Annotated in this window: 12 protein-coding genes; 6 read left to right on the plus strand and 6 right to left on the minus strand. The window is 38.1% G+C overall.

What is annotated here, in order from left to right:
• Nucleotides 1–184 precede the first annotated feature (184 nt).
• The 3 genes from AC1M9H_RS00160 to AC1M9H_RS00170 all read left to right on the plus strand — a co-directional run bounded on the left by AC1M9H_RS00160 (nt 185) and on the right by AC1M9H_RS00170 (nt 3,100).
• Complete coding sequence (locus AC1M9H_RS00160; RefSeq protein ID WP_481612476.1) at nt 185–1,084, plus strand: lysozyme inhibitor LprI family protein; 900 nt, start codon at nt 185–187, stop codon at nt 1,082–1,084.
• A 128-nt stretch (nt 1,085–1,212) separates the two neighbouring features.
• Nucleotides 1,213–2,238 (plus strand): lysozyme inhibitor LprI family protein, encoded by a 1,026-nt coding sequence (locus tag AC1M9H_RS00165; protein ID WP_481612477.1) that lies wholly within the window; start codon nt 1,213–1,215, stop codon nt 2,236–2,238.
• An 85-nt stretch (nt 2,239–2,323) separates the two neighbouring features.
• Entirely contained in the window at nt 2,324–3,100 is a 777-nt protein-coding gene (locus AC1M9H_RS00170; protein WP_481612478.1) for a Rossmann-like and DUF2520 domain-containing protein, read from the plus strand.
• Between the two features lie 28 nt (nt 3,101–3,128).
• On the opposite strand, the gene trmB is transcribed toward AC1M9H_RS00170, so the two are convergent.
• On the minus strand, nt 3,129–3,845 hold the full coding sequence (gene trmB, locus AC1M9H_RS00175; protein WP_481612479.1) for a tRNA (guanosine(46)-N7)-methyltransferase TrmB: 717 nt from the start codon (nt 3,843–3,845) through the stop codon (nt 3,129–3,131).
• Between the two features lie 211 nt (nt 3,846–4,056).
• On the opposite strand from trmB, the gene AC1M9H_RS00180 reads away from it, so the two are divergent.
• The gene (locus AC1M9H_RS00180; protein WP_481612480.1) at nt 4,057–6,519 is read left to right on the plus strand and encodes an ExeM/NucH family extracellular endonuclease; all 2,463 of its coding nucleotides are present in this window, start codon (nt 4,057–4,059) and stop codon (nt 6,517–6,519) included.
• A 40-nt stretch (nt 6,520–6,559) separates the two neighbouring features.
• On the opposite strand, the gene AC1M9H_RS00185 is transcribed toward AC1M9H_RS00180, so the two are convergent.
• Entirely contained in the window at nt 6,560–8,005 is a 1,446-nt protein-coding gene (locus AC1M9H_RS00185) for a SulP family inorganic anion transporter (protein ID WP_481612481.1), read from the minus strand.
• 209 nt (nt 8,006–8,214) lie between these two features.
• Between AC1M9H_RS00185 and AC1M9H_RS00190 the strand changes: the two genes are divergently transcribed.
• Together AC1M9H_RS00190 and AC1M9H_RS00195 are read left to right on the plus strand one after the other, a co-directional pair.
• Nucleotides 8,215–8,826 carry a glutathione binding-like protein gene (locus tag AC1M9H_RS00190; protein ID WP_092766135.1) on the plus strand — a complete coding sequence of 204 codons (612 nt, stop codon included), beginning with the start codon at nt 8,215–8,217 and terminating at the stop codon, nt 8,824–8,826.
• A gap of 264 nt (nt 8,827–9,090) precedes the next feature.
• Nucleotides 9,091–9,750: a glutathione S-transferase family protein gene (locus AC1M9H_RS00195; RefSeq protein WP_481591219.1), complete on the plus strand. Its 660-nt coding sequence runs from the start codon at nt 9,091–9,093 to the stop codon at nt 9,748–9,750.
• Between the two features lie 31 nt (nt 9,751–9,781).
• Here the strand turns inward: AC1M9H_RS00195 and AC1M9H_RS00200 are convergent, their stop codons facing one another.
• From AC1M9H_RS00200 to rpoH, 4 genes are all read right to left on the minus strand, one after another.
• On the minus strand, nt 9,782–10,567 hold the full coding sequence (locus AC1M9H_RS00200; RefSeq protein ID WP_481612482.1) for a thiazole synthase: 786 nt from the start codon (nt 10,565–10,567) through the stop codon (nt 9,782–9,784).
• 12 nt (nt 10,568–10,579) lie between these two features.
• Complete coding sequence (gene thiS / locus AC1M9H_RS00205) at nt 10,580–10,777, minus strand: sulfur carrier protein ThiS (RefSeq protein WP_035265912.1); 198 nt, start codon at nt 10,775–10,777, stop codon at nt 10,580–10,582.
• 15 nt (nt 10,778–10,792) lie between these two features.
• Nucleotides 10,793–11,158, minus strand: coding sequence for a DUF423 domain-containing protein (locus AC1M9H_RS00210; RefSeq protein WP_481612696.1), 366 nt, complete (start codon nt 11,156–11,158; stop codon nt 10,793–10,795).
• A gap of 117 nt (nt 11,159–11,275) precedes the next feature.
• Nucleotides 11,276–12,145, minus strand: a complete 870-nt coding sequence (gene rpoH, locus AC1M9H_RS00215) for an RNA polymerase sigma factor RpoH (RefSeq protein WP_035265916.1) — start codon at nt 12,143–12,145, stop codon at nt 11,276–11,278.
• Between the last annotated feature and the right edge of the window lie 129 nt (nt 12,146–12,274).

Raw genomic sequence — 12,274 nt, forward strand, 5'->3', positions numbered from 1 at the left:
TCAATCATTTAAAGGTCGATTAATATCGGCCTTTTTTATTTTGGATGATTGAATAATTCATGATTCAGTATATTTTATGAAGATCTGTATTTTTTAATAAAATTTAACTGAGAGCTTTAATAAGAATCAAAACAAAACCAATGAGGTTTGGTATCAAGAGCTTGAGTTTGATTGGGGGAGTAGCATGAAACTTCGGATGAAAACATTGACCACATTGTGCATGGTTGGTGCATTGTCAGGATGCCAACAAGTGTATTCAATCATGTATGCTTTTAATCGTTGTGATCAACCTGAAGTGCAATTAAAACTCGAACAAGTCATCCATAAAGACATCGCGAATATCTCAGCGACTCAACTCAAAAGTATTATAGAAAATGATCAAGTTATTATAGATGGTCAACTCTTACAGCGTAGTTTGAAACCAGTTCAATTTAAAATTGAAAACATTGATAAAATAAAGAAAATGAGATCCTCTGATCAGACGATGTGTACAGCAAGAGTCACTGCTGAACTACCATCAAATTATCTGACGGATGCTGATGTATCGCGCGCATTAAATCGAGAGTCAAATGTTTTAGAATCAGCTGCACTTTCTCAATTAAACTTTGAGAACAATCAGATTTCTACTGAGTTAAATTATAGTGTACAAATTTCAGAGCATGAAGTAATTGTACAATTGGTGAATGCACTACATTTCACCAGTTTTATGCAAAAAGTTCTAATAGATGCCCATTTAAAACCATCACGTTTGACGGCTTTAGTGTTAGATCGTCAAAAGAAACAAGCACTTTTAAATCAGCAAAATAAAACATCAGATGATTATCAATCCATTCTTATTGCTGAAGCACAACTTAAATTAGATCAAGCCAATGAAGATCTAAATTCTGTATGGAGTAGAGCTTCACTTCAAGCACGCCAAAAAATACAATACGAGCAAGAACTGTGGGCAAAAAAGCGTAATTTAGAATGTAAATTAAATAGTGAAGGCGCCGATAATCCTGAAGTTTTTCGATTGAATTGCGAAACAAATATGGCGATTAGTCGAACATCTGAATTACAGCAAAAAATTTTCACTCTAAGTTAGGCATTGATTAAACAGGGTTGTTGAGCGTTAGCTTTTACGCATCAAATTTTAAAAAAATAAAAATGTGATGGAGTTGTTGTTTTTTATTTGATTAAATATGTCAAAATTATAAATATGCGGTATAAAAAATGACGTATAAGATTAAATTGGCTTTGATTATCTCTACCATCTTCGTTGCAGGTTGTGATCTGAATAAGAAAAGCAAAGACTCCTCACAGAATGTAGAAATTGCTGATTGGAGTTGTACTTCTCCTACGAATGTCAAAGAAATTGAACGCTTTGCGCAACAGGAATATAACAACATTTTAGATCGTCGTTTAAAAGCAACAGATCAGTATGAGTCAGATTTAAAATTACTTTCCCAAATCAATTCATCGCTTAGATTTGAACTCAAGTCGATTACAACAACGAGTGATCCTTCAAATGCAACAAACAAATTGACGTGTTCAAGCCAGTTGGTTATCCACCTGCCGAAGGGGCTTCAACGTCGTGCTGAAAATGCATACCTTGAAAAACCTTGCGAATACGAATGTGAACATGACGAAGGTAGTTATACGCTCCAACATTGGATTAATGATGTTCATGGCAATATCAGTTATGGGCAAGATAAGCTCACAGGCACTTTGAATTATGAGATTACCAAGACGGATAAAGAAGGTTTAATGCTGAGTGTGCAACCTGATAATGCATTGTTAGATATTGCTGCAAGTATGACGAGATATGCTGTTCAATTTGAAGCATTTCGTAAAGCAAATCAGAATGAATCAAAAGCTTACGAAGAGTATGAGGCTGTTCAACAAAAACAAAAGGCCTTGGCACTCAAAGCTATGCAATTGAGAAAATCTGATTTAGATAAAGAGCAAGCAAGAGCTGTCGAGCGACTTAATTTAACTTGGGATAATTTGAGCGGCGAACAAAAAGAGCAGCTAAAGAGCGATCAAACTGAATGGTTCGAACGTCGTGACGTGGACTGTAAAGTGGTCTCTCAAAAGTCAATTGAAAGTATCCCAGAAAAAGAACGCGAAACTTATCAGCAACATTATCAATATTGGGACAATGAAATGAATCAAATGAATGTTGAGATGCAATATTCTAAATGTTTCATTCAAAAGACCAATGAGAGAATTGTGTACCTAAACAATGTGTTTAATTAATTCATTACAATATAGCAAAAGGGCGAATTGATTCGCTCTTTTTTTATCGGCATGCTTAGGTATACAGAATATATGTGGAAGCGATATGCGTATTAGTGTGATTGGAGCAGGGCGCGTAGCTCATCATTTGGCTCAGGTATTGAGTCAGCATCATGAGATTGTCCAAGTGTTTAGTCGAGAGCAATCTAAAGCCAATTTGTTGGCGGCTTTAGTAAGAGCTAGACCATGCAATGCAATTGAAGATCTCGAAGACACTGTTGATATTGCATTATTGGTGGTGAGTGATAAGGCAATTGAAGAAGTTGCTGAAAAAGTTGCAAAACAGCTTCCTCAGGCTTTAATTGTACATACGTCTGGCAGTACCCATATCTCTAAAATCACGCAATATCATGAGCGTGCAGGTGTGTTCTATCCACTACAAACCTTTAGCTTTGAAAGTCAAATTGATTGGTTGAGTACGCCAATATTTGTTGAAGCGATGAGCGACCAGGATTTAGCATCCTTGACTCAAATGGCAAAAGAGTTGAGTCAAAAGGTTTATCAATATGACTCAACACAGCGCTTGAGTTTGCATTTAGCAGCTGTCTTCGCGTGTAACTTTACCAACTACTGCTATGACGTCGCTAAGCAGCTCGTAGATGCACAAAAAGTCGATTTTAATTTATTGTACCCATTGATTTTGGAAACTGCAAAAAAAGCGACTTTAAATCCCCCAAAACAGGTGCAAACTGGTCCAGCGATGCGTGGTGATCAAAACATTATCCATATGCATCAAGAGATGCTGGCGCAGGGTGGACGTACGGATTTAAGCCAAGTATATAGTGTGGTGAGTGATCAAATTTATAAAAGACAATCAGAATAAAAAACAGGACTTAAGTCCTGTTTTTTTATTATTGAATCTTTTTAAATAAGAAGTCGTTAATTTTATGGCCTTCTTCAATTCCACGACGTTCAAACTTAGTTTGAGGACGCCAGTCAGGACGAGGATAACTGTTACCTTTACCCGCCATATTTTCTAAACGAGGGCGGTTATCTAATACATCTAACATCCATTCTGCATAGGGTTCCCAATCGGTTGCAGCATGGAATGTTCCACCCATTTCAAGTTTTTCTTCAACTAAAGGCATACGATCGTGTGAGACAAAGCGACGTTTATGGTGACGTTTTTTCTGCCAAGGATCGGGGAAATAAAGTTGAATTGCATTGATACTGTTATCTGGCATTTCACGCAAAACTTGAATTGCATCCGCATCAAGTAAACGTAAGTTTGTCAAACCAGCCAGACCCGCTTCATATACACATTGTGCAATGCCAGGAACATGTACTTCAATGCCGACATAATTGCGTTCAGGATTGGCTTTTGCCATAAGTACAAGAGAGCGCCCCATACCGAAACCGATTTCAACCGTCAATGGACGTTCAGGATGCTCAAATTGCTGACGTAAATCACCAACAGGATATTCCAAAATTAAGTGACCATATTGTTCAAGCGCAGTTCGTTGAGAAGTATTCAACGGAGATGAACGGCGCATAAATGTGACAATTTCGCGATGCTCGTTCAAGTTGTCTAATTCTACAACTTGCGGGTCTAATTGATCGTTCGACATAACTTTGGCAAATGAGAAAAAAATTCGAATGCGGTATTTTAAGACCTGAGACTCCTAAGTCAAACCTTTTTATACCTGAAAGCGCTACGTAGCTATTAATGATTTGTCGATCTATTCATGAACTTTTTCAAAATGTCATGAATTGTTCATCTACTTGTCATGCCTGTACACTAGGCTTGGAAAATAATATGAACAATGAATAAGACTTAAAATGAATAAAATAACGCTAAATAAATGGGTGTTCAATAAACTCACATTATCTTTATGTTTGATCGGATTTAGTTCAACGCCGTATGCTGAACTCATGATCAGCCAGTATGTGGATGGTAATAACAACAAGAAAGGTATTGAACTATACAATCCAGATGGAGGTGTTGTTGATTTATCCGCGTATCAATTAAAAATATTTCCGAATGGTCTAACCACCGCGAATTTGACGGTTAAGCTGCAAGGAACTTTAATAGCTCAGCAGCACTTTTTAATTGGACATTCAAATTTAAAAACTGAATTGGGTGAAGCAGTTCAGCAAACTGCTAACCTATCATTTAATGGCGATGATGCAATTGTTCTCTATAAAAACAATATGGCTGTCGACCGTTTTGGTGCGATTGGAATACAGCAAAACTGGGCAACCGGTTTAAGCTTTGAACGTACAAAGAAAACACATGATGTCGTTTCGATAGATCCATCTGCACCCTTTGAAATTCAAAAAGAGTGGGCTAAATGGTCGGATCGCAATGCTTTTAACCAGTATTTAGCGATTAGTACAAATGAACCAATAGAGCCATCTCCGACGACTCTAAGTTGTAACTCTGCGAATACACCTATCGCTGAACTCTCACAAGCAGCTAAGAATCAAAACTATACTGTGAAGGGGGTGATTACTGCGGATTATCGTTATGCGAATGGATTCTCAGGTTTCTATATCCAAACCCCTGATGCCAAAGCAAAACCCGATCTAACTAACGCGATTTTTGTATATGCTCCTGCTTCAAGTCCTATAAAAGGAGGAAAAGTCGGAGAAGAAGTCGTTCTTAAAGGTCGATTAACTGAATATCAAAATCAGTTACAGATTGATAATTTATCCGAAAATATTTTAACTTGTAATCAAGCGGCAAGCGCTTGGATAACGCCATTATCAATCGAGTTACCATTTGAGAGTTTAACTAACGCGTCAGGGCATGCGCCAAAGCGTTATCAAGGTATGTTGGTTAAAATCCCTCAAACATTAACGGTAAGTGAAAATTACAATTATGGTCGCTACGGACAACTGTCATTAAGTCTAGGACGTTTGTTTATGCCGACCAATATTTATCCAGCTAAATCAGCAGAAGCCACGGCATTGGCGCAAAAAAATCTTTTGTCCAAAATTGAACTTGATGATGGATATAATGCACAAAATTTAACGCCTACACTGCCAAGTCAGTTTAGTGCTTTAAATACCCTACGTGCAGGTGATCAGTTAAATGCTGTTGAGGGTATTCTAGAATATCGATTTAATTCTTGGCGTATTCAACCTGTACAAGGTCGTACTCAAATCCAAATTAAAGCCAATAACCCGCGGCCACCAATGATTCAGAAAAATTCAAACCAAACCCGTGTCGTGGCTTTCAATGTTTTGAACTATGATAATGGTTTAAATGGTTTTCCAACTGAGCGAGGTGCTAGCAGCAAAGCTGAGTTTGAGAAGCAACATACCAAAATAGTCAGTGCAATGAAAGAAATCGATGCTGATGTATTTGGTTTAATGGAAATTGCGAATAATGGTTATGGTGAAAATAGTGCCATTGCATATTTAACACGAGCACTTGGATCGGAGTGGAAATATATCACTCCGCCAAATTCAAATCGATTAGGTGATGATGCGATTGCTGTTGCGATTATTTACAACAGTAAGCGTGTAAAACCTGTTAACGCTGCTGCAGTGTTTGATGACCAGTCACAAAGAAATCGAGTGACCCTTGCTCAAAGTTTTCAACCAGTGAGTGGCGGTAAAATCTTTACGGTTATTCCGAATCATTTGAAGTCTAAAGGAAGTTGTCCTTCAAATGATCAATCTGCTGATGCGGATCAAGGTGATGGTCAGGGGTGTTGGAATGCGACACGGGTTAAAGCGGTACAACAACTCATGCAGTGGATTGCAAAGAATCCAACGCAAATTACAGGTCATACGAATACGCTCTTAATTGGTGATTTAAATAGTTATGCAAAAGAAGATCCAATTTTGGCTTTAGAGCGTGCTAATTATACGAATGTACTGGCGGACAAGGTTGTAGGGCTCGGTGAACAGGCATATACCTATGTATTTGGTGTCGACAGTAACAAAGCTGGTTTTGGTGGAGCAGGTAATTTGGATCATGCTTTAGCTGATGCTTCGTTATTTCCTGCGGTTAAGCGTGCATTTGTATGGCACATTAACGCTGATGAGCCAACGAACCTAGATTATAACGAAGAATTTAAGACTACAGAGCAGAAGTCGCTCTTTTATGCTGATCATGCATTTAGATCATCTGATCATGATCCAGTGATTGTCGACTTAGAGCTTAACAGCTCAACAAATGCTGAGCAGCCACAGCGTGACACTAAGTCAGGTGGTGGTTCGTTGAACTTGCTATCCATTTTAGGATTAAGCCTGTTAGCCTTGGTTGGTTGGAGACGCAGAAATCATTCCTAAAACTTAGAAGTAAAAAAAAGAGCCATTTGGCTCTTTTTTTTTAAGTATTTGAGATACGTTCTATCAATGTTATGCTCGCTTGGTTTAAACCAATCACACGTACTTGAGTCCCTTCGGCTTCAAATTTAGCCACGACATTCGCTAACATATTGACAGAAGTGATGTCCCAAATATGAGCATAGCTGAGATCTATTTCTACTTGCTTGATATCTTCTTTGAAATCAAAAAATGCATAAAAAATTTCTGCGCTACTGAAAAATATTTGACCTTTCACCGTATAGTAGCGTACGTGATTTTCTAATTCAGATTGAACTTTTACTTCACTCTCGAGTTTATTAATGAGAAATAAGGCTGACAGAACTACACCAATCAATACGCCTAGAGCAAGGTTATGTGTTGCAAGAACAATCACCACGACAGTAAGCATGACAACATTACTTTGCACGGGATGTTTGCGGAAATTTTTTACTGAATCCCAATTAAATGTCGTGAACGCGACCATGATCATAATGGCGACTAAAGCAGCCATAGGAATATAAGCCAACCAATCTTTAAAGAAGACCACGAGACATAGCAAAAAAACACCAGCCACTAATGTCGATAATCTTGTTCTTGCACCTGAGCTGACATTGATGATGGATTGCCCGATCATTGCACATCCAGCCATCCCCCCCATAAAGCCACTTACCATGTTCGCGATCCCTTGACCGCGACATTCTTGATGACGATCTCCTTCAGACTCAGTCATTTCATCAATCACAGTCGTAGTCATCATGGTCTCAAGCAAACCAACTGTGGCGAGCGTGAGAGAGTACGGTAAAATAATAAGTAAAGTGTCGAGATTGAATGGAATTTCAGGAACTAAAAATACAGGCAAGGTATCTGGGAATGCACCTAAATCACTAACTGTTCTCATGTCAGCGCCAAGTAGAAGTGCCAATACACTGAGTACAATAATACACACTAATGGCGATGGTATGATTTTTCCGATTTTGGGTAAATAGGGAAATGCGTAAATGATCAATAAACCAATCGCTAAAAATATATAGCCTAAGCTATTCATTTGAGCAATTTCTGGAAATTGAGCGATAAAAATGAGAATCGCTAAAGCATTTAAGAAACCATAGACCACTGACTGGGAAACAAAACGCATGAGTTTTGCGACTTTGAGATATCCAGCGATAATTTGAATTACACCTGTCAGAATCGTAGCTGCCAATAAATATTGTAATCCGTGTTCTTTAGCAAGAGTGATCATCAGCAGCGCCATCGCACCTGTAGCAGCCGAAATCATAGCAGTCCTACCACCAAAGAAGGCGATCGTAACAGCTATACAGAATGAGGCATACAGACCTACCTGAGGATCAACGCCAGCTATCGCCGAAAATGCGATTGACTCTGGAATCAAAGCTAAGCCTACGACTAAGCCTGCAAGTACGTCAGTTCGAATGTTAGAAAACCACTGATCTTTCTTTAAATAAATCACAATTTGCCTTTCACAAAAATGTAGCAGCGCTATGGTAAAACATCACACAAATAAAAGCTGAAAAAAGCTTGAAAATTAATTCAATCTGCACAATATTCATAAGGAGATCATCGATGTTTACGCTTGCTTGCAATTTAAAAAACAGTTCTTATTGAAAAAAAGCGTGAAGCAATTTAAAAATGATAGTAGTTAGATAACAAGGAAAAAGTATGAAGTTGTATTATTCGCCAGGTGCATGTTCACTCGCAGCGCATATTATTTTAAATGAAATTAATGTTGATTTTGATTTGGTTCGTGTTGATCTTAAAACTCATACCACTGAAAAAGGCGAAGATTACTTCGCAATTAATCCTAAAGGCTATGTGCCGGCGCTAGAAATTAATCCTGGCTTAATTTTAACGGAAAATGTCGCAATTTTACCATTTTTGGCACAGCATGATCCTGCTCAAGATTTAATCCCACCTTCTGGATTAGGTCGAGCAAAAGTATTAGAGTGGCTTGGTTATCTAAATTCTGAATTACACGATGCTTATGCAGTGTTTTTCGGTGCACCGCTCACGGACGATGCTAAACAAAAAGCGTATGCCGAAGTTGATCGTTTACTGACTTTCATTGATAAAACCATTGGTGAATCTAATAATGATTATTTGGTAGATGATAATTTTGGACCTGCAGATGCGTACTTATTTGTACTCACCAATTGGTCTAATCATATTGAACATGACTTGAGTCCTTATAAAAATATTATTCATATACGCAATAAAGTTGCAGAGCGTCAGTCTGTACAGATTGCGATGCGAGATGAAGGATTGATTCCTTAACAGGTAAGGTTTCGTTCCGTTTGTTTCGAGAAAGAGCCGAAAGGCTCTTTTTTTACTCTAAAATTTTCAGAGTAATTTCACAAAGATTATTTAGAAATAGAGAGCATTAAAAAGACAAATTTTTCATCATAATTCGTTTCAGATTCAGTGGTAATCCATTAAATAAGATATCGTTATTCATGATATTTTTTGAACTAAACATTATTTAAGTCGCTGATTTAAATATGATATTTATATTTTGTATTTAAATCGTTGGACTAAAAAATGAGTTTGAAATTATATTCTTACAACGAATCAGGTAACAGTTATAAAGTACGTCTGTTAGCAGCATTATTGAAAGTTGATCTTGAAATTGTAGAACTAGATTATTTCAGTGATGAACAGCATAGTGAGAAATTTTTAAAAATTAATCCAAAAGGCGAAGTGCCAGCATTAGTAGATGGCGATATTGTTTTAACTGATTCTGCCGCAATTTTGGTGTATTTAGCAGGTAAATATTCAGATAAAAACACATGGTGGTCTGAGGATTTAGTAGAACAAGCTAAAATTGTAGATTGGCTTGCTTTTGCTGCCAGTTGGGTTCAATACGGGGTTTTCACGGCACGCGCGATATTGTCTTTCAAAGGTCCATACAATGGTTTGGGATTAGAAAGTACTGAGCAAACACTTAAAGAGGCGAAAATACGTGGTCACAAATCTTTGGCTATTTTAGATGGTGTGCTCAAAGACCGTGAATGGTTAGCGAATAATAGACCAACTATTGCGGATATCGCAGTGTTTGTCTATGTCGCGTTAGCACCTATGGGTGATATTTCTCTAGAGCCTTATCCAAATGTACGCGCTTGGATTGAAAGAATAAAAAATTTACCTAACTTTATCAAAATTGATGGATTGGATGATCCTTTGTATCGTCGAGTGAGTTAAGAAAAAACCCACTTTAAAAAGTGGGTTTTTTTTATTTAAAAAAGTATCCAGTTTCTGGAGAGCTTGCATTTGCCATACGTTTGCGTGGCATACGACCAGCAAGATAAGCCTTGCGTCCAGCTTCAACGGCTTTTTTCATAGCAGAAGCCATTAGAATCGGATTCTGTGCAGCAGCAATTGCAGTGTTCATCAGTACGCCATCACAACCTAATTCCATCGCAATAGCAGCATCACTAGCTGTACCAACCCCAGCATCCACCAATACAGGGACTTTGGCATTTTCTTTGATGATAGAAATGGTATGTGGATTAAGAATACCTAAACCAGAACCAATTAAACTCCCCAAAGGCATAATAGCGACACAGCCCATACTCTCAAGTTCTTGCGCGACGATAGGATCATCAGAGGTATAAACCATGATTTCAAAACCATCATCGATCAATGTTCTTGCAGCTTTTAAGGTTTCAGTAATATTAGGATAAAGCGTTTTTTCATCACCTAATACTTCAAGCTTGACTAAATTGTGACCATCTAAAAGTTCACGTGCGAGCATACAAGTGCGAATGGCACTATTGGCATCAAAGCAACCAGCTGTATTGGGAAGAATGGTGTATTTTTCCGGTGGAATCACTGAGAGAAGGTTAGGTTGATCTGGATTTTGACCAATGTTTACGCGACGGATTGCAACAGTAACGATCTCAGCACCACTGGCTTGGATTGCTAAGTCAGTTTCCTGCATATCCTTATATTTTCCAGTGCCCACTAATAGTCGTGAACTAAATGAACGTGATCCTATGATCAACGGACTATCTTCCATATTTACTCCGAGTTAACCACCGCCAACAGCATGAATTATTTCTATACGGTCAGCATCTGAAATAGGGGTATCTGCTAGTTTACTTTTTGAAATGATCATTTCATTTTTTTCAACAGCAAATCGTTTACCTTCTAGCGATAATTCTTGAACCAGTTCTAATAAGTTTTGGCATTGCGTTTGAATCGACTCGCCATTTAAAAAAATATTCATCAGATGACCTTCAAATTAATGTTGAATTTTGAATGCTTGCCATGCTAAAAGTAGCCAGCCAATAATCATCAATGCTCCACCAAGAGGTGTAATTGCCCCTAACCCGCGCGGGAGCCCTAAAGCCATGAGATATAGAGATCCACAAAATAAAATGATACCGAACTGGATGAAGATAAAGCTGAATTGAGTTGAAAAGTTTGGAATTATTTTTGGTATGAGTGCGAGTATTATTAATCCAATTGCATGATAAAAGAAATAATCAGTTGCAGTCTGCCACCATGTCAGTTGGGCTTCGGTTGCACGAGCTTTAAGGCCATGAGCGCCGAAAGCACCTAGCATTACGGCAAGCGCTAAATTAATGGCTGATATTGAGATCCACATCAGGTTATTCCCAATCGAAAATTGCGTCATACGATAGCATACATGACGTACGATTTTTTTAAACTTGCATAGCGTAAATACAAAAAAAGAGCTTATAGCTCTTTTTTTGTAATCGTATTAATTTGATGACATGGCGATCTTGATCTTGTCCATGGCATTTTTTTCAAGCTGGCGAATACGTTCAGCGGAAACATTATATTCGGCTGCTAGTTCATGCAACGTAGACTTATCATCATCTAACCAGCGGCGCTGTAAAATATTGCGTGAACGATCATCCAGCTGATCCATTGCTTCATGTAAAGCAGAGGTGCTCTGAGATTCATAATCTTCTTCCTCTGCTAAACGAGCAGGGTCATAACGATTATCCTCTAAGTAAAGCGCAGGAGCGACATGAACTGAGCTTTCATCATCTTCATCGGATTGAGCTTCGAAGGCTGCGTCATAAGCTGTTAAACGGCCTTCCATTTCAAGAACTTGTTCAGCTGTTACATTTAAATCAGCCGCAATAGATTGCGCTTCCTCGAGCGTTAATTTCTTGCTCGATTTTTTTAAGCTTCTTAAGTTGAAGAACAGTTTACGTTGAGCTTTAGTTGTCGCAATTTTAACAATACGCCAGTTACGAATCACATATTCGTGGATTTCAGCTTTAATCCAATGTACTGCAAAAGAAACTAAGCGTACTCCCATATTGGGATCGAAGCGTTTTACGGCTTTCATCAAGCCTAAATTACCTTCTTGGATTAAATCGCCTTGAGGTAAGCCGTAACCTGCGTAACTGCGGGCAATATGCACAACAAAACGAAGGTGGGACATCACCAGCATTTTAGCTGCGTCTAGATCTTGGTCATAAAAATAACGTTCAGCTAACTCTTTTTCTTGTTCAGCTGTCAAAATAGGGATCTGGTTTACAGTACTAATGTAAGCACCTAAATTGACCCCGGGCGCAGACAATGACAGGGGCATCAATTGATTGCTGCTGTCAGTCATGAGTACTCCTTATAGGAAAATAGTTTAAAAAACCAATTACATTCATCTTAATCCTTATAGCATACAGAATTAAGCGAATTTGGGTAGTGAAATGTAAATTTAAATACAATATTTATCCATGATTAATTT

It is taken from the genome of Acinetobacter sp. ANC_7512, from assembly GCF_056779935.1.

Coding starts and splice junctions, on each gene's coding strand:
- AC1M9H_RS00160 (WP_481612476.1), top strand. CDS start 185: ATGAAACTTCGGATGAAAACATTGACCACATTGTGCATGGTTGGTGCA.
- AC1M9H_RS00165 (WP_481612477.1), top strand. CDS start 1,213: ATGACGTATAAGATTAAATTGGCTTTGATTATCTCTACCATCTTCGTT.
- AC1M9H_RS00170 (WP_481612478.1), top strand. CDS start 2,324: ATGCGTATTAGTGTGATTGGAGCAGGGCGCGTAGCTCATCATTTGGCT.
- trmB (WP_481612479.1), bottom strand. CDS start 3,845: ATGTCGAACGATCAATTAGACCCGCAAGTTGTAGAATTAGACAACTTG.
- AC1M9H_RS00180 (WP_481612480.1), top strand. CDS start 4,057: ATGAATAAAATAACGCTAAATAAATGGGTGTTCAATAAACTCACATTA.
- AC1M9H_RS00190 (WP_092766135.1), top strand. CDS start 8,215: ATGAAGTTGTATTATTCGCCAGGTGCATGTTCACTCGCAGCGCATATT.
- AC1M9H_RS00195 (WP_481591219.1), top strand. CDS start 9,091: ATGAGTTTGAAATTATATTCTTACAACGAATCAGGTAACAGTTATAAA.
- AC1M9H_RS00200 (WP_481612482.1), bottom strand. CDS start 10,567: ATGGAAGATAGTCCGTTGATCATAGGATCACGTTCATTTAGTTCACGA.
- thiS (WP_035265912.1), bottom strand. CDS start 10,777: ATGAATATTTTTTTAAATGGCGAGTCGATTCAAACGCAATGCCAAAAC.
- AC1M9H_RS00210 (WP_481612696.1), bottom strand. CDS start 11,158: ATGTGGATCTCAATATCAGCCATTAATTTAGCGCTTGCCGTAATGCTA.
- rpoH (WP_035265916.1), bottom strand. CDS start 12,145: ATGACTGACAGCAGCAATCAATTGATGCCCCTGTCATTGTCTGCGCCC.